Genomic DNA, 25756 nt, shown 5'->3' with positions numbered 1-25756 from the left:
TCTTGTCATGATTTAACCGTTTGCCCAAACCCCTAAAAACCCTGGAGATTATATCCATCCGGTGAAACTCATGTCGTGGAAGGAGAAACTCGGCCTTGTGCACATCTACACCGGCAACGGGAAGGGAAAGACGACCGCCGCTTTGGGGTTAGCGGTGAGGATGCTGGGTTCTGGTGGGAGAGTAATAATCATCCAGTTCATGAAGGCCCCGGACGTCTACGGCGAGCAGAAGAAGATAAGGGAGTGCGGAGCGGTTATAGAGTCCTTCGGTTTGCCCAAGTTCGTGCACGGAAAGCCCGAACCGGACGATATAGAGGCCGCCAAGAGAGCATTGGAGCGCGCCAGGGAGGTTGTTTCGAGCGGTGAGTGGGATTTGGTGATCCTCGACGAAATCTGCGTTGCCCTCGGCTTCAAGATGCTAAACGTCGAGGAAGTGAAGGGGCTCATCGAGAGCAAAGCCCCTCACACCGAGCTAGTCCTCACCGGCCGCTACTGCCCGGAGGAGCTCTTTGAGCTGGCAGACTACGTAACGGAGATGAAAGAAATAAAGCACCCATACCAGAGGGGAATCCTGGCGAGACGGGGGGTGGAGTTCTAAGTCTGCACTTTCTTTTCCCCCAGTTTCGACGTTAACCGAAAAGCTTTTTAGTTAGAAAAGCTTAAGATAATCCGGGAATATTTTAGTAACAATTCTTTAGAAAAGGGGGTGATGGAATGAGCGAGCTCATCGGACAGATTGTGCAGGTTCTCAAGGAACAGGTCGTTCAGGACACAGTCGTTCCCAGGAACATAAGGCGCGCAGCGGAGCAGGCCATCGAGGTTCTCCTCGATGAGAGCAAGGAGCCGGCGGTTAGAGCCGCCGACGCCATAGCTATACTCGAGGAGATAAGCGAGGACCCGAACATGCCAATGCACACGAGGACGATAATATGGGAGGTCCTCGGTGCCCTCGAGCAGGTTAAGTGAGCTTTATTTTTTCGCTCATTTCCCGCTCGACCCTTTTCTGCTCAAATACCACAGCTTTGCGCTCTCCTCAACCAGCTCCGCCTTGTAAAACGCCTCCCTCAGACTCCTGCCAGCGGTTACGATGCCGTGCTTCGCCATCAGCGCGGCGTCAGAACCTGCTATGACCTCGGCAACCACCCGGGCAAGCTCCTCAGTCCCTGCGGGTCTGAAGGGTGCGACGGGTATCCTGCCGAGATAGATTTCGGCCTCGGGGGTTATTATCGGTAGTTCCCCCGCTTTCTCGAGCAGGGTCGCCGCGATCGTTGCATAAGGCGGGTGAAGATGGGCTATCGACCTCACGTCCGGTCTTTTCCTGTAGACTGCAAGGTGGAGCCTGTACTCCGAGGAAGGTCTAACACCTGAGAGCTGCCTTCCGCTCATGTCTATGACCGCAACCTGTTCCGCCCTCATGTCGTCCATTACAGCCCCCGTCGCCTTGATGAAGACGAGGTTGCCCTGCCGAATGCTCAGGTTTCCTCCAAAGGCCGCGGTTAGGCCGCGTTCGTGAGCCAGACGGGAGTACCTCACGAGCTGGGCTTTGATGACCCTGCTCATTCTCTCACCACCTTAACCCTGTAGCCGCAGTCCCGACAGTAGGCCCCCTCACCTTTCCATGCCAGCTCGCCGCCGCAGACCGGGCAGGTGTCGGTGCTCTCACTTTCTTTCCAGCGCTCGTAGGTCTCGCGGTCGATGACGAGGAAAAGGCCCTCTTCATCCTCCTCGAAGTGGCCGAGAACCGGGCTGCTCTCGAGCTCAAGGGTTTCTGCATCGATTATCGCCGGCTCCAACCCAATGTTACCCTCGTATTCGATGTCGTTGGCGGGCAGTATCTCGACTATGAAGGCATTCAGTTGTTTGTCCCTGTACGCGATGACCTCAAGGGCATCACTCAGCTCACCGCTCGCGGGGATTATATCCACCATCAGCACGTCCCCCCGCGGAAGAAGGAGCGCAATAACATCCCCGTTCCTGAAAACTGTAACGCCCCTGCCGAGACAGGCCTCCTCCAGGCCAAACTCCTTCAAAATTCTCCTCACGGTCTCGCCGTCCGGAACACCTCCGCGCTCCATTATGATTTCGTCGAGCTCCTTTGCAAGAGGCATAGCGAGGTTGACGGGCTCATACACCTTCATGCTCTCACCGCCACTCAATCAGGAGAAAAATTTATAAACCTACCCGGGGCACTATGGAACGGGTTGCCCAGTAGGGTCCCGCGGTAGCCTAGCCTGGGAGCGGCGGCGGACTGTAGATCCGCAGGTCCCCGGTTCAAATCCGGGCCGCGGGACCACCAGAATTTTAAACTCCTTCTCCGAGCGCTTCTCTGGACGGTTCTCTCGATATCCCTCTGTGGACTCTGTTTATCCTGGGTGCTCTTTCCTGTAGTCCGAGCTTTGCTTGGGAGACCTCCGAGAAAAACTTTTAACCTTTCTCAACATGTTAAATTCAGGTGTTTAAAATGGGAAAGAGCTTCCTCACGGAACAGCAGATTAAAATCCTCCGTCTTCGAGCGAGAGGGCTGAAGCAGAGTGAGATAGCAGAGATGCTGGGTACGAGCAGAGCAAACGTGAGCATCCTCGAGAGGCGGGCACTTGAGAAGATAGAGAAAGCCAGAAACACGCTCCTCCTCTGGGAGCAGATTAACTCGAAGATAAGCCTCGAAGTTAAAGCCGGTGAGGACATCTTCACCGTACCGGAAAAGCTGTTTAAAAAGGCCGATGAACTCGGTGTTAAGGTTCCCTACAACACAGCAGAGGTCATAGCCTTCCTTGTGGAGCACGCGCCCATTGAGGACAGGCTCGCCAGAAGGGACTTCACGCTCTTCCTCGACGCCAAGGACAGGCTCAGGATAAGCGAGTGCCTACTTGAGGACTTCGATGAGGTAGGGAAGAAGGAGTGAGGTAAAGACCCCGTTCAGGGCCATGGCTAAACCACTCACCGCTCCCGCCAATTCATCATCGAGGATTATTCTGGCTGTGCCGAGGCCGTGCGAGGTAACGCCCATCGCGAGCCCCCTTGCTATTCTATCCTTAATCCCCGCCACATTTAGAAGTTCAACTCCGACCGCGTTGCCCAGTATCCCGGTCAGGACGACCAGAACTGCGGTCAGGGCAGGAATTCCACCTATTTTCTCGCTCACTCCTATCGCTATCGCAGTAGTCACGCTCTTCGGGGTCATGCTGAGGAGGACTTCCTCCGCTCCGCCGAAGAGCTTCGCGGTGTAGAAGGCGCTCAGAATCGCAACCGTTCCGCCGATGACTATCCCGGCGGTTATCTCGCGCGCGTAGGCTTTTATCGTCTCCCTGCCCTTGTAGACTGGAACCGCGAGGCTGACAACGGCAGGCCCCAGTAAGAACTTGAGTATGACCGCGCTCTCCATGTAGGACTCGTATGAGTATCCACCCGCCCACAGAAGGGCCGCTATCGCGGTTATCGAGAGAAGAACCGGGTTCGTGTAGAAGGCCCTCTTTCTCCTGTGCAGTTCGGAGAAAGCGTAGAAGACCACCAAGGTGAGCGCTATCCCGTAGGGGTTCATTTCCTCTCACCCCTTAGGAGTTCAACGGTTTTCGCTGTGACGAGGAGTGTTATCAGGAAGCTGATTATCAGCGCGCCGAAGACCGGGACGGCCTGGCTCTTCAGCAGGCCGATGTATGTGATTATCCCCACACCCGGCGGCACGAACATGATGCTCATATTCCTCACGAACAGCTCGGCCTCGTTCTCCACCCAGTCGAGCTTCACCGCGCCGCCGAGGAGGGCCGCGAGGAGGTATAGCATTCCCAGCACGCTCCCCGGAATGGGAAGGTCTAAGGCCGAGCTTGTGAACTCGCCCAGCGCGTAGAAGCCGAAGATTATCGCCAGTCCGCGGTAGGGCTTCATGATTCCAATTATGACCTTGAAGTATAAAAAGCCTCCCGAAAGGGCAATAAACCTCAAGCACGTAACACCAGTGGTGATATTATGCTCCTGCCAAACTACCGCTTTCCCGGCAGATACGGCCCCGAATGGGGCAGTGGAGGAATATTCGGGCTGAGGTACCACAACGGGACGCTCTACTTTACCCTTGCCTTCGAGGCGGAGGCCCACTTCATCGACGTTAGGAGCTGTGAAGAGAAGACCTACGACTTCACGCTCCTCGGCGAAGCCCCAACGAGCGGCGGCGACACCTACAACGCGGTCGAGACGGTTGACGGGTTCATCTACTTCGGCGGCTGGGTTCACGCTCCGGCCGTTTACAGGGAAGACCGGCGGATACTCTTCAACAACAAGTACTCCCACGTTCACGTCTACGACACTGAAGAAGGCTCGGTAAAGCTCCTCTGGAAGGACTCCATACACCACGAGACCGACTGGGCCGGCGAGGTGAGCGATATAATCTATGACCCCTACGGCGATAGACTTTTGCTCGCGAGGGAGGACGGCCACGCGAACCTCGGCGTTTATTCCCTCGACAGGAGAACCGGGAGGGCCGAGGCCCTAATCCACGAGCCGTCTCCAAAGGGAACCAGGGTGCACGATACCGCCTTCTTCGGAATCGGGAACAACTTCACGGAAGGGCTGAGAGAGTTTAGAGCGCTGGATTTAATAAGCGGAAGGTGGGAAACCTTCAAGCCGGGTGAAAGCGTCGATGGAAGGCCCTACATACGGCCAGAGCTCGGGGCTATGGCCTCATCCTACAACCGCGCTTTCGCTTTCGTCCGCGGTGGAATATTCGCCGGAAACCCGTTTATGGGCGAGGAGCTCAGTTTTTACCGCCTCTTCGACTTCTACACCTTCTACGCGCCCTTCAGAGTGAACGCGATCAACGCCGGCGGGGGAATTTTAACAGCATTCAACGCCCACCACGACGCGGTCTATAGACCGGACCCGAGCGACCCGAGGGGATGGGCAAGCACGAACACGATAACTGGCCCGAGCGTTTTGGTTTACGTCGCTCCGCCGATGGTTAAGATAGTCGGAGCCTTTGGAGCGAGGGTTACCAGCATCGAGAAGATGAACGGGAAGCTTCTTGTTGCCACGAACAGCGCACCAAACACTGGCGCTAGGGAGGCGACGCCCTTCGATACCGGCAACAGGGACATCGTCCTCCTCGACGAGAAGGTGCTCCAAGAAAGGCCCCCCGCGGTGAGCTTCTCGCTGCCGCTGGCACTGCCGGGCATGGCAAAAGAGCTTGGCGCCGGAACCTTCGGTGGCTTTCCCCTCGACGGCTACCGTGAGTCGAGAGCCGTCTTCCACCTCAGCGGGGACAACAGGCTGACCGTTTACGAGTACGACCTCTCGCTTCCGGCGGGAGAAGCGACGGCTGAGACCTTCGAACTCAAGGCGGGCAAAAACATCCTCGACCTTAGTTCCTTCAGCGGGATAGTGAGCTTCGAGCTTGAAAAACCTGAAAAGAGGGGAAAGGTAAGGGTGGAGCTCCGCTGAGCTCCCTTTATGATTCCATTTTTCCAAGGATGTTGTTCCATGAATAGCTGGACTCGATGAGTTCCTCAACGGTGAGCCTCTTTATCGCAGTTATCTCCGGCTCGAGCTCCTTCAGGGCCTCGAGGAGCTTCTCCTTAGGTATGAGTTCCTCATCGAAAATTACAAAGCCGTTCTTGGCGTAGCCGTTGAGGAATATCCTCCAGACGCCGAGTTCTTTCTCAAGCTCGTACTGCTTTATTGTGGCCTTCTCCCAGTCGATGTTCCCGAACTTGAAGTTGAGCCTCGTGAGCTTTTTGTTGAAGACCCTCTCCGTCGTCATCTGCATCACCCCTCGTTCAGGCCGAAGTAGTCCTCGATGTCAATGTAGGTCTTCCTGTAGAGCTCGCTGTTCCTCATCTTCTCAACGAACTCCTTGCTCCTGAAGTACTTGTCCTTCTTGTAGTCCCAGTCGGGATGGAGGGCCTTCCACTCCTCCCAGGTGTAGCTGAACTGGGCCTGCACCTTGTCCCTGTAGAGCTCCGGAATCACGTTGAAGGTACAGAACGGGACGACCCTTCCGTCCGGCATTGCGTAGTGGATGACGCAGCGCTCCACCCTCTCAACGTCGTAGTTGTACTCGTCCATGAAGTGCATCATTCCAAGGAAGAGCGCGTTGGTGTGGAACTTTCCGAGGGCGTCGTAGTTGCCGTGCATGAAGGCGTTCTTTATGAGTTCGAGGACGCTGATGCCCTTCGGGGCGTACTCCTCGTCGTAGAAGCTCTTGAACTTCATGAATATCTCTGCACCGAGTTTGAGTTTCTGGAGCCTCCCCAGCTTCTTCCACTGCTCAATTTCCTCGGCTTTGCTCTCGAGGAATTCAACAAAGCCCTCAACGTCTATGAACCTCGGGATTGGAACGACGCGCTTGTTCTCGCGGTCGAGGAAGACGTAGGTTGCCGCGCCACAGCAGTAGTGGCTGGTCATGTAGTAGCGCGAGCCGGTGAAGGCCTCAAAGAACCTGGCTATATGGCCTGCTATCGGAATCGGGTACCAGTCTTCCTTAGCTATTGCACCGTTGGTCTGCTCTTCAATCCTCTTGATGGCGCCCGGTATGGTTATCCTAAAGCGCTGGCGCTCCTTCTTGGGAACCCTCCCGACCTGGGAAATCGGCTGGAAGTTAACTCCCCTGACGATGTCGAGGTGGTTGAGGCCGAAGTTGATTATGGCTCCAAGCTCGTGGTCGTTGACGTTCCTTATGGTCGTCGGGACGAGAACTATTCCAGGTCCGCCGGCCTTTCTCACGTTCTCAAAGATGAGCGGGATTTCCCAGTGGTTCTTCCAGTTGGTCTGGGGCGTCATTCCGTCGTAGCTCAGGTAGAGGGTGTTGGTTCCGGCCTCGCGGATCTTCTTGACGAGTTCTGGGTCAAAGGCGAGCTTTATTCCGTCGGTGTTTAGCTGGACGTGGTCGTAGCCTTCCTCCTTGGCGATTTTAATTATCTCGATGAGGTCATCTCTGATGGTAGGCTCGCCGCCCGTAAACTGCACGGCGTTGGCACCTATTGGGTGCTCCTTCTTGGCATTTCTGAGCATCATACGTATCTGCTCAAGCGTTGGCTCGTATATCGGCTGGCCTTCCTTGGCGTAGAAGAAGCAGTACCAGCAGCTCAGGTTGCAGCGGTTGGTGAGGACGATGTTGAGCAAGTTGGTGTGAGAGCGGTGCCTGGCGCAGAGGCCGCAGTCGAGCGGGCAGTTGACACCACTGTTCTCAACGTTGGCGCTCATGAGCTTGAAGTCGTACTTCCACTTCTGGAAGCGGTAGTACATCTCAACATCCTCATAATAGAGGTCGGTAATCATTCCCTCGGGGCACTTCTTGGTTATCCATACCTTGCCATCCTTCTCCCAGACAAGGGCAGGAACAACTCTCCTCGTCTCGGGACAGATTGAATACGTCCTATGGGGCAGCGGGCCGCCGTAGGCCCTGCTCGCACCCTTCAGCATGTTCTCAAACTCTTCCTCGTTTATCTCCGGGAACTCTATTATATCTCTGATCCTGCGCGTGGATTCGGCAAATTCCTTTTCGCCGCTTGGCACTTCACCAACACTTTCCGCCATAGGGGTTCACCCCAGTTTGACCTCTATTCATCTTGGACGTTTATCCAATCTCTAGGTATAAAAGCTTTTGCGTAAATATGCAAGTTTTCCTTCATAGGTATGGACATATCTGGGTAGCAGGCGAAGTGTTAAAAGCACGAGGGGTATCTTATGGGCGGTGGTGAGATGTCTGCGAGGGAGATGCGGATGGAGATGTTCCTGAAGGCTCTGCTCAAGAGGGACTTCAGCAGGGCCAAGGGACACCTGGAGAAGCTCCAGAAGATGGCGGGAAGTGACGAGTGGGGCAGGGGATACAGCAAGGCCATAAACGGCTTCATGAGCGCCATAAAGGACAACGACCCCGATGCCCTCATAGTTCAGCTGATAACCGAGCACAATAGGGAGAAGGCAGAGGAGCTGCTCAGGCACTTTCAGGATGTAATCCTCGAGCACGAGTTCCGCGATGACTACGAGAAAGGCTACTACACCGCCTGGGTCGAGTTCCTAAGGGCCTACCTCAGCCAGAAGACCCTCACGTGATGACCATGGGAAACGAGGAACTCATGAGAAAGCTCGAAGAAAAAATCAGAAACTGCCAGAAGTGCCCGCTGGGTCAGCTCCGAACTAACGCAGTCCCGGGAGCCGGAAGCTACGATGCAAAGGTCATGTTCGTCGGAGAAGCACCGGGCTACTGGGAGGATCAGAAAGGACTTCCCTTCGTCGGCAGAGCTGGTAAAGTTCTCGATGAGCTTTTAGAAATGATAGGCCTGAGGAGAGAAGAGGTATACATCACAAACATAGTCAAGTGCAGGCCACCAGAGAACCGAGACCCGACCGAGGAAGAGATAAGGACGTGCTCTCCCTACCTCGACAGACAGATCGACATAATCCGACCGAAGGTCATCGTTCCGCTCGGCAGGCACTCGATGGGCTATATCCTGAGAAAGTTCGGATTCGAGCCAGAGCCGATAAGCAAAATCCACGGAAAGACCTTCGAGGCCCACACACTCTTCGGAAAAATAATCGTAATGCCTAGCTACCACCCGGCGGCAGCTCTTTACCGCCCACAGATACGGGAGGAGCTCAGGAAGGACTTCATGAAGCTCAAGGAACTTATAGGTTCTTCCCCATGAACTCTCTTTCACGTTTCAATTACTCTTCTAGGTGTGTGGAAGAGCCTCTGACGTTTTTTAAGCCCAAATCGGATTTGTCTGAAGCTTTTCTGGGAAATGTTTTTATGGTGGTGGCGAGCAGTAATGTACTTGAGAGTATCCATTAATGCAGCAGAACATAACTATACACCACGAGGCAGAATTAGAGTCAGCAAAATACAAGGCAGAGCAGCAATATTTTCGGAGAATTGACAAAACGCCAAAAGTATTCCAGAAAAATTTATATTCCGTCGATTGTTATTGGGGCGAAACCCCTTTGGAGGTGAAACCGTGTCGGACTTTGGTATACTGTCCCTGCTGCCGCCGCTGGTGGCAATTATCCTAGCGATTTGGACGAAAAGGGTTATCTTGGCCCTGTTCGCAGGAGTTTGGATTGGTGGCTTAATGGTGGCGGGATGGAACCCGATAACGGGAACCACCCAGAGCCTGGAGTGGGTAGTGGGCAGCGTGACGGATGACTGGAACGCCAGGATACTGGTATTCGATTTCCTCATAGGTGCAGGAGTTGGATTGGTCTACAAGTCCGGAGGAGTTCATGCCCTGGCCAGGGCGCTCTCCAGGCGGGTGAAGACCAGCAGAGGTGCCTCGGTTCTCGGCTGGCTCATGGGAGTTCTGGTGTTCTTCGACGACTACACCAACACCATCATAGTCGGAAACACGATGAGGCCGATAACAGACAGGACCAGGGTTTCGAGGGAGATGCTGGCTTACATAGATGATTCAACTGCGGCACCCGTTGCGGGGCTGGCCCTTATCTCGACCTGGATCGGCTACGAGCTGGCTATGATAGGGAGGGGCTTTGACGGTGCTGAAGTGACCTACAACTCCTACGACGCGTGGCTCTCAAGCGTTCCCTTCAGGTTCTACTCAATACTGGCCATAATCCTCGTTTTCATCGTCGCCTACACCCACAGGCACTACGGTCCGATGCTCAAGGCCGAGTACCGTGCCAGGACTACCGGAAAAGTCCTCCGCGACGGGGCAAAACCGCTGATGACAACCGAGGTTGACCTCGGCATGCCAAAAGAGGGTGGAAGCCTCTGGGACTTCGTCATACCGATTCTATCTTTAGTCGTTGTGTCCCTGCTGGGACTCTGGTACACCGGTGCGGCAAACCTCTACGCCTACAGCCAGAACCTCGACTGGTGGACAGATTTAGAGAACCCGTTTGGCGTGAACTTCCTCAACTACAGCTTTGTAGACTCATTCCGCGAGGCCGACGCGGCAACTGCTTTGCTGTGGGGAAGCTTTACCATGGTTCTAGTCGCCAGCATAATTCTCCTCGGAAAGAAAAAGATGACCGTGGAGGAGTGGGAGGACACGGTTATCCGGGGAATGAAGCAGATGCTCTTCGCTAACACCGTCCTGGTTCTGGCCTGGAGCCTTGGAACAGCGGCCGAAACAGTCGGAACCGGTACCTACATAATCAACCTTGCCACGGGCTCCGGTGCCAACCTCGGCCCGTGGATGCCACTGATAATGTTCCTCGCGGCAATGTTCGTGGCCTTCACAACCGGAACCAGCTGGGGAACCTTCGCCATAATGGTACCCCTCGGCGTCCAGCTGGGCCTTGCCTTCACCAATGGACACGTCAACGAGGTAGTCTTTGCCACCATCGGCGCCACATTTACAGGCTCAATTTTCGGCGACCACTGCTCTCCGATAAGCGATACAACGATTATGAGCTCGATGTTCAGCGGTTCCGACCACATAGACCACGTGACGACTCAGATTCCGTACGCTCTGACGGCTGCATCAATAGGTGCAGTGCTCTACGTGCTCTTTGGCCTTGGAGTCAGGAGCTGGGTCATTCTCCTGCCCCTGGGAATAGTACTCCTAGTGGCCGCCTGGTACGTCCTCAGCGAGTGGTACGGCAAGAAGTACGGCATCCTGCACGGAAAAGTGCCGATATACGTTGTCGAGGAATGATTGTCTCTTTTCTTTTCTCTCAATTCTCCCAGTCCGGTCTGAGATTAAAAGGCTTTAAAAGCATCTCGGGGCACTTCTTCCGGAGGTGAATCAATGCTCGTCAGGGCTTTCATCCCAGCACATATAACGGCTTTCTTCGTCCCGGTCTTCAACGAGGACCCCCTCAAAGCCGGCTCCCTCGGAGCAGGTATCAACCTCAGCAAGGGAACCAATGTTTTCGTCAGCATCGAGAAGGAGACACTTGAGAAGCATATCCATATTGCCTTCAATGGCGAGCCCGTGAAGCGGGAAGAGGCGTCAATCAGCTATTCGGTGGCTGAGAAGCTCGTTCCAGAAGAATTCATCGGCGAGGTCGAGGTGTGGCAGTACTTCGACTTCCCCAACGGATACGGCTTTGGAAACAGCGCCGGAGGTGCACTGGGGACGGCCTTGGCTTTGAGCTACCGCTTTGGTGGAACTTGGCTCAGGGCCGCTCAGATTGCACATGAGGCGGAGGTAATCCACAGGGGCGGTCTCGGCGACGTTATAGCCCAGCTCGCCGGCGGGATAGAAGTTCGAGTTAAGGCCGGCGGCCCGGGCTACGGCGTCGTTGACAACCTCTTCTTCGAGGATTACAAAGTCCTCGTAGTCCCCCTCGGAAGGCTCTCAACAAGGGAAGTCCTCGACGGGGACGTTGTAACGGCAATAGAAGCCGAGGGACGGAAAGCCCTGGAAGCCCTTCTGAAGGAGCCAACTCCAGAAAAGCTCATGATAACCGCAAGGGACTTCGCCGAGACAACCGGCCTGTTAACCGGTGAGCTCCTGGAACTTGCAAAGGAGCTTGACAAAGTCCTGAAACTTCCCAGCTCGATGATAATGCTTGGGAAGGGTCTCTTCGCCCTCGCCAGGGAAGAAGAGCTCGAGAATGCCAAAACCCTTCTGGCAGAACTTGAAGTCCCCTACGACATAGCGGAAATCTACGTGGAACGGCCGAAGGTGGGGAGGTGGTTGGGCTAACCTTTTATCCTCCTCGCCGTATTCCCTCCGGTGGTGAGCGTGGAGGATATGCGGTACTCCGAACTGGCGGACCTTTACAGAAGGCTGGAAAAAACAACGCTAAAGACACTAAAAACGAAATTCGTTGCCGACTTTCTGAAGAAAACCCCCGACGAATTACTCGAGATAGTCCCCTACCTAATCTTGGGCAAAGTCTTCCCGGACTGGGACGAGAGGGAACTCGGCGTCGGTGAAAAACTTTTGATAAAGGCCGTCTCCATTGCAACGGGCGTTCCTGAAAAGGAGATAGAGGACTCCGTCAAGGACACCGGCGATTTGGGTGAGAGCGTTGCACTCGCAATCAAGAAAAAGAAACAGAGGAGTTTCTTCAGTCAACCTCTAACGATAAAGCGCGTTTACGACACCTTCGTCAAGGTTGCCGAAGCCCAGGGTGAGGGGAGCCAGGACAGAAAGATGAAGTATCTGGCGAACCTCTTCATGGACGCCCAGCCCGAAGAGGGGAAGTACATAGCGAGAACTGTACTCGGGACTATGAGAACCGGCGTTGCTGAGGGTATCCTTAGGGACGCAATAGCAGAGGCCTTCAAAGTCAAACCTGAGATGGTTGAGAGGGCGTACATGCTCACGAGCGACTTTGGTTACGTGGCAAAGGTTGCGAAGCTCGAAGGAAATGATGGTTTAGCAAAGGTAACTGTGCAGATAGGAAAGCCCATAAGGCCGATGCTCGCCCAGAACGCGGCCAGCGTAAAGGAAGCACTGGTTGAGATGGGAGGAAAAGCCGCATTCGAGATAAAGTACGACGGTGCCCGCGTTCAGGTTCACAAGGACGGTGACAGGGTCGTCATATACTCCCGCAGGCTGGAGAACGTCACGAAATCCATTCCCGACGTCGTCTCTGCGGTTTTGGAGAGCCTGAAAGCTGAGAAGGTCATCGTGGAGGGTGAGCTTGTTGCTGTGGGTGAGGGCGGAAGGCCAAGGCCCTTCCAGTTCGTCCTCAGGCGCTTTAGGAGGAAGTACAACATCGATGAGATGATAGAGAGAATCCCCCTTGAGCTGAACCTCTTCGATGTCCTCTACGTTGACGGCGAGACCCTCATCAACCTGCCTTTCTCCGAGAGGAGGAAGAGGCTGGAGGAGACCATTGCAGAGAGCGAGAAGATAAAGCTCGCCGTCCAGCTGGTGACCAACAACGTCGATGAGGCTCAGGAGTTTTACGAAAAGGCTTTGGAGCTTGGGCACGAAGGAGTAATGGCCAAGCGCCTCGATTCCGTCTACGAACCCGGCAACCGCGGAAAGAAGTGGCTTAAGGTCAAGCCAACGATGGAGGACCTTGACCTCGTCATAATAGGAGCGGAGTGGGGAGAGGGAAGGCGCGCACACCTCTTAGGATCGTTCCTTGTTGCGGCCTTCGATCCGCACAGCGGGGAGTTCGTCCCGGTCGGAAAGGTCGGTAGCGGCTTCACGGATGAAGACTTAGTCGAGTTCACCAAGATGCTGAAGCCGCTCATAGTCAGGGAAGAAGGCAAGTTCGTCGAAATCGAGCCAAAAGTGGTCATAGAAGTAACCTACCAGGAAATACAGAAAAGCCCTAAGTACAAGAGCGGCTTCGCCCTGAGGTTCCCGCGCTACGTTGCTTTGAGGGAAGACAAAAGCCCGGAGGAGGCCGACACGATAGAGCGCGTAGCCCGGCTCTACGAGTTCCAGGAGAAGTTCAAGGCGAAAAGGTGAAGGTTTCTACTTCCGGGTCTTCCTCTTTTTCTTCAGCTGGAACAAGAGCTCCTGTCAGCTCTGCAGTTTTTCTAGCCATCAATGGTGTGATCAGGAGGAACCCAGTAGACAGGCCCGCCAGGTAAGCCACGGTGTTCCCGGAATAACTCTGAAGGACCGCCAGCGAGGGGAGGTCGTAAAGGGCGTGAGCAACCATCGAGAACGCCAGCCCGGTGAAGCGCTTTAATCCGTTTCCCCCGAGCAGGAAACCAACGGATATGGCTGCCCAGATCGTGTGGAGGCCGATGAGAACCAGCCGGACTATGATCAGGTGCCACTCTTGGCCGAGGGCGAATATCCAGGTAGTGTAGAATATCCCTTCTATCAGCCCGAAGAAGAGGCCTGTTCCAATTACCAGCTTCCACCTGGCCCACCCGTCAAAGCTCCCGAAGAACCTCAGGGGGAGGAGCTTAACGCTTTCCTCAGTCATGCCCGCCAGAAACGCGAGCGTGACCCAGGCCTTGAGGAGCATCGCCGGCAGCTCGATGATCGACGCCAGAGCCAGTCCGAGGACTCCCATAGCGATAGCTTGGGGAACCCATCCGGTTTCGGGGAAGGAGCGCCATCTCCTCAGTGTGTACTTGATGCTCAGCAGAACCACAAGACTGCCCAACACCGAGATGATGGCGAAGTAGTACTCGATTGCTCTTTCGGGGGTGAGCATGAGACGTGCTTCCTTTTACTCCTTATTAACGTTACCGCCAAGTTTTTTAAAGCCCCTGTCTAATCACCGTGCGAAACTAAGGGAAGTTAACATTGAGGTGTCCAAAATGAACCTGAAGGATGAACTCATAGATGCCTTCTTCTCCGAGGGGGCGATACTCTTCGGGCGCTTCGTTCTGACCTCCGGAAGAGAGAGCGATTACTACATAAACGTCAAGAAGCTGAGCACGAATCCAAGAGCACTCAGGCTGATAGCCAGGCTCATGGCGGAGGAGGCCGAAAAGGCCGGCGTGGAATTCGACCGCGTAGCCGGTCCGGAACTTGGGGCAGTTCCCATCGCCACCGCTCTGGCTCTCGAAACGGGGAACCCCCTCGTGATAGTCCGCAAGAAGCCCAAAGGGCATGGGACTGGGAGCCAGATTGAGGGGGAGATCAACCCCGGCGAGAAAATTCTCCTCGTGGAGGACGTGACGACAACGGGCGGAAGCGTTCTGAGGGCGGCTGAGGTCATCGAGAAGCTCGGTGGGAAGATTGCCGCCATAAGCGTCGTCGTGGACAGGGAGGAGGGAGCGGAGGAGAAGATAGGAGAGCGCTACCCCTTCCTTCCCCTCGTTAGGGTCTCAGAGCTTTTTGAGAGAAGGGGCCTTCGTTCTGCGGAAGAGTGAAAGAAGGGATTCATACAGCCTCGTTAGAGGGTTCCTTTTCTTCTTCTTTCCAAACATCCATTCGTCCAGCACCCCTCCAGCCTCGGATATGGCCTTTGAGGCCCCGCTCCTCGGTGCGTAGTCAAGAACCGGCCGGCCGTAGTTGGTCGCTTCAGGGACTCTGTTATCAAAGGGTACCACCCCGACGACGGGAACCTCGACGCTGTATTCCAGGAAGTCAACTATGTCGTTCACGCTCTCGGCCGATTCCCTCACCTTGTTTAGCACCACGCCGACTTTGAGGCCATAGGTGTCGCCTATGGACTTCAGCTTGATGACCTCGTTCTCTACCATGTGCTCAAGGGAGTGTATCGGACAGCGCTCTATCTCAACGAGGATTAACTGGTACTGGGCCAGGCGGAAGGTTGAGATTGTGTCGAACGGTATGCCGACGGGCGAATCGATTATGGTCACGTTGTAGCGGGTCTGAATCTCACGGACTATGTCCCTCATCCTTTTCTGGTCCAGGTCTATGATGTCGTAGAGCTTGGAGCTGCCAGGCAGGATGTCGACGCCTGTCCTTGGGTCGTGGTAGACCGCCTCAACAACCCTCATGTCTGGGTTCTTCAGGAGAGTGTGTATGTTGTACTGAGGGGTGTATATGCCGAAGTGAAAGGCCAGCTTCGGGAGGTAGAGGTCGCCGTCTATGACGAGGGAGCGGTAGCCCACCTTGGAGAAGTACGTTCCTAGGTTTGCCGTCATGGTGGTCTTTCCGGCACCGCCTCTTCCTGTAATCACGACTGATACCACTGACTAGGCCTCCCCGTTATCGTTCTAGATTCAAGAAAATTATTGAAAAATTATTGAAAGGGCTCAGATGTAATCGCCTATCGTCTTGGCGCGGACCATTATAGCGGCCTTATCCTGGCCGTAGAAGACCTCGACCAGACCGTCGGATTCAAGCTCCTTAACGGTTTTGAAAACCGCAGATGCGGGTGTTTCGAGTTCGGCGCTCAGCTTCTGGAGGGCGACGGCCCTCTTTTTGGTGGCGAGTGTCTTGTACACAATATCCTTACGCCTGCCGAACATCACGCGGCACCGTTACTACTTACGTCGGCGAACTAAATAAACCTTCCGTGAACATCTTTGGCACCCGTTCAAAGGCAAGTTTATAAACACCATCCCCCGAGGAGGGAGCATGCGGGGAATCGTCGAGAGACTGGACTTCGATGGTATGGGCATCGTAAAAGTCAGAAAAAAGGAAATTCACGTTCCGTTTACGGTCCCAGGAGACGTCGTTGAGGTTAAGAAGTGGAGACGGAAGAAGAGGAGGCTAGTAGCTGTAGATTTTGATGTGGTGGAGCCCTCGCCGGAGCGAACCGAGCCCAGGTGCCCATACTTTGGCACCTGCGGCGGCTGCCTCCTCCAACACTTGCCCTACGAGAAACAGGTTGAGTTCAAAGCGGAGAAACTCTCGGCCCTCCTTAGTATGGACGTCGAGGTAGTGCCCTCCCCCGTGATTTATGGGCATAGAAACAGGATAGATGTTGTCATTTCGACTAAGGGCATTGGCTTCAGGAGGAGGGGCACCTGGTGGGATGCCGTTGACATCGAGGAGTGCCCGGTTTTTGGAAAGACCAGCAGGAAAGTCCTGCGCTCGCTGAGGGAGTTTATAGGGGATCACAACCCGAGCCTCTACGAGATAGGGAAGAACGAGGGCTTTTTGAGGTACATCGTCATCCGCGAGGGCAAGTTCACAGGGGAGCTCATGGTTAACCTCGTTACTTCGGAGGGGGCACTTCCTGAGGAGTTCCCTGGGTACTTTGACTACGCCGATTCAATATACTGGAGCGTCAACAGAACCCAGAGCGACGTCTCCTACGGCGAGATAGAGCGCTTTTGGAAATCGGAGTTCATACGGGAAAGGCTCGACGACGTTACGTACCTCATCCACCCCAACAGCTTCTTCCAGACAAACAGCTACCAGGCGGTGACCCTTGTAAGGGAGGTTTCCAGGCTTGTGGATGGCGAGAGGGTTCTTGATCTCTACTCCGGCGTTGGCACCTTCGGGATATATCTGGCCAGACGCGGTTTCGATGTGGAAGGAATAGAGGTCAACCCGTTCGCGGTCGAGATGGCGCGTAGGAACGTCGAACTCAACGGCGTGGAAGCGGTCTTCAGGGTCGGGGAGGACAGGGACGTTGAGGACCTCTCCAGCTACGACACCGTGGTCCTTGACCCGCCAAGAGCAGGGCTCCATCCCAAACTGATCCGGAAAATCTTAAAAGATGGACCACAGAGCATCGTTTACGTCTCCTGCAACCCGAAGACCCTCGTCGAGAACCTGAAGGTTCTTTACGAGAGGTACTCCGTTGAGGACGCCACCGGAATCGACATGTTTCCCCACACGCCGCACGTGGAGGCGGTTGTCAAACTGAAACTCAAAGTTTAACTTTAGAACCGGCAGGTTCAAAAACTTAATATACTTAGTCCGCGTAGATAGTAAGTGGATGAGTTAGAGGTGGGGAAAATGCTTGACGAAAGAGACAGGATAATAATTGAGATGCTCACCAAGGACGCACGCACTCCTTTTACGGAGATTGCGAAGGTTCTTGGCATAAGCGAGACCGCGGTTAGGAAGCGCGTGAAGGCCCTGGAGGAGTCAGGAGTCATAAAGCAGTACACAGTCGTCGTTGATCCATCAAAGCTCGGCTACAATCTCGTCAGCCTGACGGGCGTTGACACTCTGCCCGAGAAGATATTCGAGGTTGCCAACAAGCTAAAGGAGTTTGAGTTCGTGAGAGAGGTCTACCTCACCAGCGGCGACCACATGATAATGGCAGAGATCTGGGCCAGGGACGGGGAAGACCTGTCGGACATAATCTCCAACAAAATCGGCAAGATAGAGGGCGTCACCAAGGTCTGCCCCGCGATAATTCTTGAGAAGCTTAAGTGAGGCCTATCTTTTTTCTTTGCTCTTCTGCGGGGTATCCTATCCGCGCGGCTTCTTGGGAAGGGCTTATCAGCAGTTTATTCTGGCGTCCGAAGGACGCCGTGAAGAAAGTAGACCCTTAAGATATGAATAATCCCCTATGGAAATCAGCCTTCTCAGAAAAGCACGCAATCTTTCCGCCATCCGTAAGGACGCTTGAACGACAGTGAAAGCGGCGCTGAAGCTTTTGGAAAAGCTTCGCCAAAAGTTTGTAGCTCATCCCGGAAGGCGTTACTTTTTTCTTCTGAAAGCCTCGCCCTTTAGGGCGGGGAGGAGGTCAGTAAAAGCTAGTTTCCTGAGTGATGTACTCCCTTTAGACGAGAACAAATTGAAAGTAACCTCTAGAAAGGGTTTGCTTTTCCTTTGACGCCCGAAGGGCGTCTTTTTAGAGTTAAACCTCCTCACGAGAAATCTCAAATGAGTTCTCACTCAAAACAATTGATCCCAAGTTGAAACTCTTCAAGAACTTGCATTTCAAGAAGGAGCTACCAACTTTGATGAAACTTTTGCTTGGCAAGCAAACTTTGCAGAGCAAAGTTTGATCAAAGAGTGCCCTTCTGAAGAAAAGAGCAAAAGACCAGTCGTGCTCTGTCCAAGAGCAAGTTTTGAGGGGTTTAACATTAAATCTCACTCTTTAAACAGTTTCAACTTTATTATCAGCGCCCGAAGGGCGCTTTAGGCAGTGAAACACTCACCAAGGGAGCAAGCGAGTAAAAACCCTTTCAGAATTTGAATCTTTAGAAGAAGCACCTCATCTTCCGCCAGCGCTTTCGTCAGAAAGGGCTGTTGTGGTGGGGGCGCGGGGATTTGAACCCCGGTCCGCGGGTTTCTCCGGGTCAGAGCTCCAAAGGCTCATCCCCAATCAGCAAACCCGCAAGTCCTCATACCTCTGGAGCCCGCGATGATGGACCAGGCTACACCACGCCCCCATCCGGCTTTAGCTTAGCCATGTCAGGTTTATAAGCTTTATGATTGGCGGAAGTTTTATTAACTTTGACTTACAAAAATATCTTGAGGTGGTTGCTGTGGAGGAGCCTATAGTTATCGGAAAGGACAAGTTCAGGATTAGTGAGGACGAGACTGCCAAGAGGGAGCTCAGGGTTGTCAAGGTTCATGACGATGTCATTCAGGTTCAAGAGGAGGTTCACGGCATCATAGCCCTCGTCGGTGCGAGCTCAAGCGTCAACATCAAGAAGGACGAGCTTAAAAACCTCATCAAGGTCGCCAAGGAGGAGTTCGGCTGGGCCGACATCTGCGAGTGATCTTTTCCTCTCTTCTCTCGATTTCAGTTAGAACCCCCGAGTTTTGACGTCTTTTTGTGTATCATCGATGGTGATATTAACGTTTTATAAGCATAAAAGTGACTATGGTTACGGTGGTTGCCATGGCAGTTGGAGATAAGATTACCCTCAGCGTTATCAAAGCGGACATCGGCGGCTGGCCGGGGCACTCTAGGGTGCACCCGCAGCTCGTTGAGACCGCCGAGGAAGTCCTCTCAAAGGCAGTTGAAGATGGAACCCTCATAGACTTCTACGTTGCCTATGCCGGCGATGACCTTCAGCTCATAATGACTCACAAAAAGGGCGTTGACAGCCCCGAGATTCATGGTCTCGCTTGGGATGCCTTTAAAGCTGCCACTGAAGTGGCAAAAGAGCTCGGACTCTACGGGGCAGGCCAGGACCTCCTCAAAGACGCTTTCAGCGGTAACGTCCGCGGTATGGGGCCGGGAGTTGCCGAGATGGAGATAACCCTTAGGAAGAGCGAGCCGGTGGTTACCTTCCACATGGACAAGACCGAGCCTGGAGCTTTTAACCTTCCGATATTCAGGATGTTCGCCGACCCCTTCAACACCGCCGGACTGGTCATAGACCCGCACATGCACATGGGCTTCCGCTTTGAGGTCTGGGACATCCTCAAGCACAAGCGCGTCATCCTCAACACGCCAGAGGAGGTATACGACCTTCTAGCCCTCATCGGTGCAAAGAGCCGCTACGTTATCAAGCGCGTTTACCCGAAGGAGGGCCACTCGATAAGCAAGGACGAGCCTGTTGCAGTGGTCAGCACTGAGAAGCTCTACGAGGTCGCTGGAGAATACGTCGGCAAGGACGATCCGGTTGCGATAGTCAGGGCCCAGAGCGGCCTTCCTGCCCTCGGTGAAGTCCTTGAGCCCTTTGCCTTCCCGCACCTCGTCAGCGGCTGGATGCGTGGTTCCCACAACGGCCCGGTAATGCCCGTCCCGATGCACCAGGCCAACCCGACCCGCTTCGACGGTCCCCCGAGGGTTGTCGCGCTCGGCTGGCAGATAAGCCCGAGGGGAGAGCTCGTCGGCCCGGTTGACCTATTCGACGACCCGGCCTTCGACTATGCTAGGCAGAAGGCCCTTGAGATTACGGAGTACATGCGCAGGCACGGGCCCTTCGAGCCGCACAGGCTACCGCTTGAGGACATGGAGTACACGACCCTTCCGGGCGTCCTCAAGAGGCTTGAAGAGCGCTTTGAGGACGTGGAGTGACCCTTTAATTCCCCTTTTCTGTTCATTCCGGCTCTGTACCCTTCTAATCACCAACGTTTTTATATTCCCCTACCGTATTTTTGGAGCCCGGGCGGAAGCCTTAAATATTCTTCAAAAAAGATATAACACCTGGAGTGATACAAAGGGGTGAGATCATGAGGTTCACGGTACTTCACCTGAAGCTGGACGAGAAAAAGATAGAGAGTGAGAATTTCGAGAAGGATGGAGTTTACGGGGTCATAGACTACGGCCTTGAGCTCCACGAAAAACTTGAGACCCACAGCGTAGATCCATACGACCCCAAGAATGTCGTTGTGATGGGCATGGGGCCCTTCTCAGGTTCAATCCTGCCGGGAGCTCACAGGCTCATGTTCTTCTTCCGCTCGCCGCTCTACGGAACGCTCTTCCCATCAGCAATGGGTGGAGCCGCTTACGCGTTCAAGAACGTTGGAGTGGACTTTGTTACCTTTGAAGGTAAAGCAGAGAAGCCCGTTGTCGTTATCCTCTACAACGACGGCGAGAACGTTAAGGTCGAGCTCCACGAGATAGAACTTGAGAGGCTCATTGAGATATGGAGGGGTTACAAGGGCGAGGAAGGTGTCTACGCACTCACCCAGTACCTAATAGACACCTTCGGTGAGCGCTTCGACTTCGAGTACAGGATAGCGGTCGTCGGACCTGCCGCACTCAACAGCAATTATGGCGCCATATTCTCCCAGACCCTCAGGAAGGGCAAGCGCGTTGAGGGGAGCGAGGACTGGGCCGCTAGAGGTGGCTCTGGAAGCGTTCTTCTCAGAGCACACAACGTCGTCGGGATAATCTTCGGCGGAAAGCCGAGGAAGAGGGCCTTCCCGGGCGAGGATATCTCATCGTTCAGAACGGCGAAGGAGATAGTAGAAGGCGTGCATAAGAAGCCCTACAACGACGTCATAGCGGAGAAGACTGTCAAGTACAAGTACAACCCCAAGCTGAAAACCGGTGGAACCTTTGGAGGAAACTACCCGGCAGAGGGCGACTTCGTTCCGATCCTCAACTGGCAGATGCCCTACATCGAGAAGGAGGAGCGCATAAAGATCCACGAGGCCATAATGAAGCACTATTGGGAGCCATTCAACAAGGAAGCGATCGAGCCAAAGAACTGGACGAACTGTGGTGAACCCTGCCCCGTCGTCTGTAAGAAGTACGCCAACGGCCACCACATCGAGTATGAGCCGAGGGAAGCCAACGGCCCGCTCAGCGGCGTTATAACCCTCCGCGCGAGTGACATAAGCGTTCCAGCCGTTGATGCTATGGGCTTCGATGCCATAGAGTTCGGTGGAACCGCTGCGTGGGTTCTTGAGCTGGTTCACCGTGGACTGCTTAAGCCCGAGGAAGTCGGCCTAAGCGACAAACCTGACTTCACGAAGGATGCCTTACTTGAGAGACCCGTTGAGGCGAGCGAGAAGAACGCGAAGCTCGTTGCTGAGCTGGCCCACCGCGTTGCCTTTGCCGAGAACGAGATAGCCAAGATAATCGGCCTCGGCAAGAGGAAAGCCAGTGTAATTCTCGACGAGCGCTTTAAGGACAGGCTCAAGTACGGAGAAAGCTTCAAGGACTACGCCGTCTTCACACCGCTCGGCGAGGATGGCGAGATGACACCAACGATGTACTGGGCCATCGGAAACTACATCCCGCTTCCGGTGCAGGGAAGATACTGGACGTTCTACCAGTTCGGCGTCTTCCTTGAGCCCGAGGAGCTTGCCCAGAAGATAATAGCGAGCGCCCTCTGGGAGTTCTGGTACGACAACGTCGGCTGGTGCCGCTTCCACAGGGGCTGGATGAAGCCCGTCCTCAAGGCACTCTTCATGGACGCCTACGGTGAGAACGTCGACATGGAGGAGCACGCGAGGAAGCAGATTAAGCGCCTTATCGAGTTCGCGAGGAAGGCAGGCTACACCCCGGTCTTCTGGGACTCAATGAGGGTCATAGACCTCGTCGCCAGGGGAAGCGAGGAGTTCGGGAACGAGCGCTGGGCCGAGAAGTTCAAGATAGACAAAGTCGGCACCGCCAAGGAGTATCTGAAGAGGATCCTTGACGCCTACAGCGAGGCCCTGGGTGTTGAGTGGAGGCTCTGAACAATTCTGCCCCTCGATACCCTTTTATATTCTCTCTTCTTCGGCTTTTTAGGTGGTATAATGAGGGCAGTGGTGATAGGCTCTGGGATAGGTGGACTTTTGACTTCCTCCTTCCTCGCCAAGAACGGCTACGAAGTTACTGTCCTCGAAAAAGCCCCCTACATCGGCGGCCGCTTCACTAATCTGGAATACAGGGGCTTTGGTCTCTCCACCGGTGCTTTCCACATGCTCCCCCATGGTGAGGACGGACCGCTTGCTCATCTCCTCAAGCTACTCGGCGCGAACGTCACGATAGTGAACTCTGACCCAAAGGGCAGGATATTCTACAAAGGTAAGACCTTCCACTACCGCGACGGCTGGAAGTATCTAAGCTGGCGCGAGAGGGCCAGGGCTATGAAGCTCCTCGCGGACGTCAAGAGAAACAAACTTCCAACCGGCGAAGAGGCCGAGATGAGCGGGCGGGAGTGGATACGGGAGAAAATTGGTGACAACGAGTTCGTTGACCTCTTCATCAAAAGCTTCCTCGGCTGGGCCGACAGCGTCCTTGACGTTCCCGCTGGAGAACTTGCGAGGGAGATAAAAGCGGCCCTGAAGTGGGGTGGGCCTGGTCTCGTTAAGGGCGGATGTAACGCTGTAACGGACGAGCTGGCGAGGCTCACCGAGAAAAACGGTGGAAGAATCCTCACAAGGAAGAAGGCCGTCGAGATTGACCCGGAGGAAAAGAAGGTTTTCACGGCCGACAACGAGGAATTCACCTACGATATTCTGATTTCCAACGTTGGAATAAAGGAGACCGTTGAACTCATGGGCAGAGACAACTTCGACCGCGAGTATCTAAAGCGCGTCGACTCGCTTAGGCCGAGCGAGGGCATAAAGTACAACGTCGCCCTGAAGGGTGAACCAAGGGTAGGCAACACAGTCGTCTTCACCCTCGACACGGAGAGGATAAACGGCTACAACGAGCCGTCCAGTATTTCCCCGGAGCTTGTCCCGGAGGGCTACACTCTAATAATGCTCCACCACGCTCTCCAGTCGAAGAATGTCAAGGCCGAGCAGAGGAAGGGAATCGAGGACATCTACAGAATCTTCCCGAACCTCGACGAGGAAGGCGAAATCCTTCTAATCCAGACCTACCTCGACGGGAACCCGGTCAACAGGGTCGCCAGTGGGCAAACTGTGGAAGACTTCCCGATTCAGGATGTTTACATCGTCGGCGACGCCTACAAGCTCCCCGGCGGCATAGAGGTTGATGGCATAGCCCTCGGAGTGATGAGAACCCTTGAGAGGCTCGGTCTCGGAAGTTTCTCGGAATGGTATCTCTGAAATCCCCTAACCTCTTTTCCCTTTACCTTTGCCAACTTATTCCCCCACCCACCGAACCTTTTTCCAATGGACATGGCTGGCATCTAACGAACATTTTTATGCCCATGCGCCTATTCCTTCATCCCGGAGGTGAGGGTATGAAGAGGGTTGTAATAGCTCTGGGCGGGAACGCGATTCTCCAGAGAGGTCAAAAGGGAACTTATGAAGAACAGATGGAGAACGTCACGAAGACCGCCAAACAGATAGTCGATATAATCCTTGACGGTGATTACGAGGTCGTCATCACTCACGGAAACGGGCCGCAGGTTGGCGCTCTTCTCCTTCACATGGACGCCGGTCAAGCCGTTCACGGCATCCCAGCCCAGCCCATGGACGTTGCAGGTGCAATGACCCAGGGTCAGATAGGATACATGATTCAGCAGGCGATAGTGAACGAGCTGAGGAGGAGAGGAGTTGAGAGGCCTGTGGCGACGATAGTCACCCAGACCCTCGTTGACAAGGACGACCCCGCCTTCCAGAACCCGAGCAAGCCGGTTGGGCCGTTCTACGATGAGGAGACGGCAAAGAAGCTCGCGAGGGAGAAGGGATGGACTGTCATAGAGGACGCCGGCAGGGGCTGGAGAAGAGTCGTTCCCAGTCCTGATCCAAAGGGCCACGTCGAGGCTCCTGTAATAGTCGACCTCGTGGAGAAGGGCTTCATCGTCATAGCCAGCGGTGGCGGCGGTGTCCCAGTTATTGAGGAGAACGGTCAGCTGAAGGGCGTTGAGGCAGTAATAGACAAGGACTTGGCTGGCGAGAGGCTTGCCGAGGAGGTAAAAGCCGACATCTTCATGATCCTCACAGACGTCAACGGTGCGGCGGTGAACTTTGGAAAGCCGAATGAGAAATGGCTTGAAAGGGTCACGGTGGACGAGCTGAGGCGCTATTATGAGGAGGGCCACTTTAAGAAGGGTAGCATGGGGCCGAAGGTTCTCGCGGCCATAAGGTTCGTCGAATGGGGCGGCGAGAGGGCAGTGATAGCTTCCCTTGACAGGGCCGTCGAGGCCCTTGAGGGCAGAACCGGAACGCAGGTCGTGGGGCACTGAAGTCCGAGCCCTTTCCCCTTTTGTCCCATTGCTCCTCATTCTGACGGTTGCGCTATTCTCAGCCAAAAAGTTTTTATTTACTCCTTCATTTTTCAGTCCAGAATGTTTGAGCAGGACAGCTGTTCTAAAAAGGGAGAGGGGTAAGAGCGATGCAGACGAAAGTTGACCCAGCGGAAATTAAGAGGATCAAGAGGGAGATAGAGGCCCTTGAAAAGGAGAGGAACGAGATAAGGGCCAAACTCGACGAGCTTGAGAAGGAGCTTCAAAGCTGGATGCAGAAGAGGGATGAGAAGAACAAAGAGGTCCAGCAACTCCGCCAGAAGGGGCGCGAGTATAAGGCCAAGCGCGATGAAATCAACAAGCAGATACAGGAGCTTAAGAAGAACCGCGAGGAGATAAACGCCAAGCTCGACCTCCTCTACCAGGAGATACTGGAGTACAGGACGAAGAGGGACGAGTACAACCAGCTGAGAAGGCTCAAGATGCCGCCGGCGAAGATCCAGGAGAAGATAGAGAAGCTCGAGTGGGAGCTGCAGACCAACCCGAACATCACCCCTGACAGGGAGAAGCAGATCGTGGACCAGATACAGGTCCTCGCAACAGAGCTTGAGATACTCCAGCAGGCGGACCGCTTCCACAAGAAGCTCGTCGAGGCCAGGAAGAAGGTTGACCAGCTCAAGAAGGCGAGGAGGAACATCAGCCTCGAAATACAGAAGCTCGCCAACCAGAGCCAGCAGTTCCACGAGCAGATGATCCAGGCCTTCAACAAGGCGGACGAGATCAAGAAGGAGGCCGACGAGTACCACGCCAAGGTCGTCGAGCTTCGCGACAAGATAAGGGAAGTCAGGAAGGAGCTTCGCGCAATCGAGAAGAAGATACGCGAGTACGATGAGAAGCACAAGGAGCTTATCGCCTACCGCCTCGTTGCCAGGATGCACGCCAAGAAGGATGCCAGCTTCGAGAAGGCCGTTGAGGCCCTTGAGAAGTTCAAGAGGGGAGAGAAGCTCACTCTCGACGAGCTGCTGCTCCTCCAGAGGTACAACCTCGTCTGAGGTCTTG

At 54.5% G+C, this 25756-nt stretch carries 27 protein-coding genes and 2 tRNA genes; 19 read left to right on the top strand and 10 right to left on the bottom strand.

All coding sequences use genetic code 11. From position 1 onward, the window contains the following. Positions 1-70: 70 nt before the first annotated feature. Positions 71-598 (top strand): cob(I)yrinic acid a,c-diamide adenosyltransferase, encoded by a 528-nt coding sequence (gene cobO / locus A3L08_RS01595; protein ID WP_088853374.1) that lies wholly within the window; start codon positions 71-73, stop codon positions 596-598. A 116-nt stretch (positions 599-714) separates the two neighbouring features. Continuing rightward, entirely contained in the window at positions 715-966 is a 252-nt protein-coding gene (locus tag A3L08_RS01590) for a UPF0147 family protein (RefSeq protein WP_088853373.1), read from the top strand. A 15-nt stretch (positions 967-981) separates the two neighbouring features. Here the strand turns inward: A3L08_RS01590 and A3L08_RS01585 are convergent, their stop codons facing one another. Together A3L08_RS01585 and A3L08_RS01580 are read right to left on the bottom strand one after the other, a co-directional pair. Further along, the gene (locus A3L08_RS01585; protein WP_088853372.1) at positions 982-1560 is read right to left on the bottom strand and encodes an aldolase; all 579 of its coding nucleotides are present in this window, start codon (positions 1558-1560) and stop codon (positions 982-984) included. Next, positions 1557-2138 carry a hypothetical protein gene (locus A3L08_RS01580; RefSeq protein ID WP_088853371.1) on the bottom strand — a complete coding sequence of 194 codons (582 nt, stop codon included), beginning with the start codon at positions 2136-2138 and terminating at the stop codon, positions 1557-1559. Before A3L08_RS01580 ends, A3L08_RS01585 begins: the two co-directional genes overlap by 4 nt. 77 nt (positions 2139-2215) lie before the next feature. On the opposite strand from A3L08_RS01580, the gene A3L08_RS01575 reads away from it, so the two are divergent. Beyond that, positions 2216-2293: transfer RNA gene (locus A3L08_RS01575), tRNA-Tyr, on the top strand. Between the two features lie 168 nt (positions 2294-2461). Further along, complete coding sequence (locus A3L08_RS01570; protein ID WP_088853370.1) at positions 2462-2902, top strand: Tfx family DNA-binding protein; 441 nt, start codon at positions 2462-2464, stop codon at positions 2900-2902. On the opposite strand, the gene A3L08_RS01565 is transcribed toward A3L08_RS01570, so the two are convergent. Together A3L08_RS01565 and A3L08_RS01560 are read right to left on the bottom strand one after the other, a co-directional pair. Next, positions 2864-3538, bottom strand: a complete 675-nt coding sequence (locus A3L08_RS01565; protein ID WP_088853369.1) for a CidB/LrgB family autolysis modulator — start codon at positions 3536-3538, stop codon at positions 2864-2866. The two genes, A3L08_RS01570 and A3L08_RS01565, sit on opposite strands and share 39 nt — an antisense overlap. After that, positions 3535-3882 (bottom strand): CidA/LrgA family protein, encoded by a 348-nt coding sequence (locus A3L08_RS01560; RefSeq protein ID WP_088854858.1) that lies wholly within the window; start codon positions 3880-3882, stop codon positions 3535-3537. Before A3L08_RS01560 ends, A3L08_RS01565 begins: the two co-directional genes overlap by 4 nt. Before the next feature lie 81 nt (positions 3883-3963). On the opposite strand from A3L08_RS01560, the gene A3L08_RS01555 reads away from it, so the two are divergent. Then, positions 3964-5427: a DUF2139 domain-containing protein gene (locus A3L08_RS01555; protein WP_088853368.1), complete on the top strand. Its 1464-nt coding sequence runs from the start codon at positions 3964-3966 to the stop codon at positions 5425-5427. A gap of 7 nt (positions 5428-5434) precedes the next feature. Here A3L08_RS01555 and A3L08_RS01550 read toward each other — a convergent pair whose 3' ends face one another. Both A3L08_RS01550 and tes read right to left on the bottom strand, forming a co-directional pair. Continuing rightward, entirely contained in the window at positions 5435-5746 is a 312-nt protein-coding gene (locus A3L08_RS01550; RefSeq protein WP_088853367.1) for a DUF3213 domain-containing protein, read from the bottom strand. Between the two features lie 5 nt (positions 5747-5751). Beyond that, positions 5752-7521, bottom strand: a complete 1770-nt coding sequence (gene tes / locus A3L08_RS01545) for a tetraether lipid synthase Tes (RefSeq protein WP_088853366.1) — start codon at positions 7519-7521, stop codon at positions 5752-5754. Between the two features lie 165 nt (positions 7522-7686). Here tes and A3L08_RS01540 point away from each other — a divergent pair, with 165 nt between their 5' ends. The 5 genes from A3L08_RS01540 to A3L08_RS01520 all read left to right on the top strand — a co-directional run bounded on the left by A3L08_RS01540 (position 7687) and on the right by A3L08_RS01520 (position 13325). Then, positions 7687-8040: a hypothetical protein gene (locus tag A3L08_RS01540; protein WP_088853365.1), complete on the top strand. Its 354-nt coding sequence runs from the start codon at positions 7687-7689 to the stop codon at positions 8038-8040. 5 nt (positions 8041-8045) lie between these two features. Beyond that, on the top strand, positions 8046-8633 hold the full coding sequence (udg, locus tag A3L08_RS01535; protein WP_088853364.1) for a type-4 uracil-DNA glycosylase: 588 nt from the start codon (positions 8046-8048) through the stop codon (positions 8631-8633). Between the two features lie 309 nt (positions 8634-8942). Beyond that, complete coding sequence (locus tag A3L08_RS01530) at positions 8943-10601, top strand: Na+/H+ antiporter NhaC family protein (protein WP_088853363.1); 1659 nt, start codon at positions 8943-8945, stop codon at positions 10599-10601. Between the two features lie 93 nt (positions 10602-10694). Next, on the top strand, positions 10695-11597 hold the full coding sequence (locus tag A3L08_RS01525) for a pantoate kinase (protein ID WP_088853362.1): 903 nt from the start codon (positions 10695-10697) through the stop codon (positions 11595-11597). Between the two features lie 48 nt (positions 11598-11645). Beyond that, positions 11646-13325, top strand: coding sequence for an ATP-dependent DNA ligase (locus A3L08_RS01520; protein ID WP_088854857.1), 1680 nt, complete (start codon positions 11646-11648; stop codon positions 13323-13325). Here the strand turns inward: A3L08_RS01520 and A3L08_RS01515 are convergent. Continuing rightward, the gene (locus tag A3L08_RS01515; protein ID WP_088853361.1) at positions 13309-14028 is read right to left on the bottom strand and encodes a hypothetical protein; all 720 of its coding nucleotides are present in this window, start codon (positions 14026-14028) and stop codon (positions 13309-13311) included. The genes A3L08_RS01520 and A3L08_RS01515 overlap by 17 nt on opposite strands. Before the next feature lie 112 nt (positions 14029-14140). On the opposite strand from A3L08_RS01515, the gene pyrE reads away from it, so the two are divergent. Further along, a complete protein-coding gene (gene pyrE, locus A3L08_RS01510) occupies positions 14141-14692 on the top strand; it encodes an orotate phosphoribosyltransferase (RefSeq protein WP_394335138.1) in 552 nt (183 codons plus the stop codon). On the opposite strand, the gene A3L08_RS01505 is transcribed toward pyrE, so the two are convergent. Then, positions 14648-15481 carry a MinD/ParA family ATP-binding protein gene (locus A3L08_RS01505; protein WP_088853359.1) on the bottom strand — a complete coding sequence of 278 codons (834 nt, stop codon included), beginning with the start codon at positions 15479-15481 and terminating at the stop codon, positions 14648-14650. The genes pyrE and A3L08_RS01505 overlap by 45 nt on opposite strands. A 63-nt stretch (positions 15482-15544) precedes the next feature. Next, positions 15545-15760 carry a hypothetical protein gene (locus A3L08_RS01500; RefSeq protein ID WP_088853358.1) on the bottom strand — a complete coding sequence of 72 codons (216 nt, stop codon included), beginning with the start codon at positions 15758-15760 and terminating at the stop codon, positions 15545-15547. A 109-nt stretch (positions 15761-15869) separates the two neighbouring features. Between A3L08_RS01500 and rlmD the strand changes: the two genes are divergently transcribed. Together rlmD and lrpA are read left to right on the top strand one after the other, a co-directional pair. Then, the gene (rlmD, locus tag A3L08_RS01495) at positions 15870-17123 is read left to right on the top strand and encodes a 23S rRNA (uracil(1939)-C(5))-methyltransferase RlmD (protein ID WP_088853357.1); all 1254 of its coding nucleotides are present in this window, start codon (positions 15870-15872) and stop codon (positions 17121-17123) included. A gap of 78 nt (positions 17124-17201) precedes the next feature. After that, on the top strand, positions 17202-17627 hold the full coding sequence (gene lrpA, locus A3L08_RS01490; protein ID WP_088853356.1) for an HTH-type transcriptional regulator LrpA: 426 nt from the start codon (positions 17202-17204) through the stop codon (positions 17625-17627). A gap of 825 nt (positions 17628-18452) precedes the next feature. Here lrpA and A3L08_RS01485 read toward each other — a convergent pair. Beyond that, positions 18453-18592: transfer RNA gene (locus A3L08_RS01485), tRNA-Trp, on the bottom strand. A 96-nt stretch (positions 18593-18688) separates the two neighbouring features. Here A3L08_RS01485 and A3L08_RS01480 point away from each other — a divergent pair. From A3L08_RS01480 to A3L08_RS01455, 6 genes are all read left to right on the top strand, one after another. Then, complete coding sequence (locus A3L08_RS01480) at positions 18689-18925, top strand: hypothetical protein (protein WP_088853355.1); 237 nt, start codon at positions 18689-18691, stop codon at positions 18923-18925. Positions 18926-19047: 122 nt separating this feature from the next. Continuing rightward, positions 19048-20175, top strand: a complete 1128-nt coding sequence (fbp, locus tag A3L08_RS01475) for a fructose-1,6-bisphosphate aldolase/phosphatase (RefSeq protein ID WP_088853354.1) — start codon at positions 19048-19050, stop codon at positions 20173-20175. Positions 20176-20330: 155 nt separating this feature from the next. Next, complete coding sequence (gene gor, locus A3L08_RS01470) at positions 20331-22289, top strand: glyceraldehyde-3-phosphate:ferredoxin oxidoreductase (RefSeq protein WP_088853353.1); 1959 nt, start codon at positions 20331-20333, stop codon at positions 22287-22289. A 60-nt stretch (positions 22290-22349) separates the two neighbouring features. Next, the gene (locus tag A3L08_RS01465; RefSeq protein ID WP_088853352.1) at positions 22350-23612 is read left to right on the top strand and encodes a phytoene desaturase family protein; all 1263 of its coding nucleotides are present in this window, start codon (positions 22350-22352) and stop codon (positions 23610-23612) included. 137 nt (positions 23613-23749) lie between these two features. Continuing rightward, positions 23750-24697, top strand: a complete 948-nt coding sequence (gene arcC, locus A3L08_RS01460) for a carbamate kinase (RefSeq protein ID WP_088853351.1) — start codon at positions 23750-23752, stop codon at positions 24695-24697. Positions 24698-24846: 149 nt separating this feature from the next. Further along, a complete protein-coding gene (locus tag A3L08_RS01455) occupies positions 24847-25749 on the top strand; it encodes a coiled-coil protein (RefSeq protein ID WP_088853350.1) in 903 nt (300 codons plus the stop codon). Positions 25750-25756: the final 7 nt, after the last annotated feature.

The organism is Thermococcus pacificus (assembly GCF_002214485.1).
In the GTDB taxonomy this organism is placed as follows: Archaea; Methanobacteriota_B; Thermococci; order Thermococcales; family Thermococcaceae; genus Thermococcus; species Thermococcus pacificus.
The sequence above is the reverse complement of the archived record's forward strand: the minus strand, read 5'-3'. Positions and strand labels throughout refer to the sequence as shown.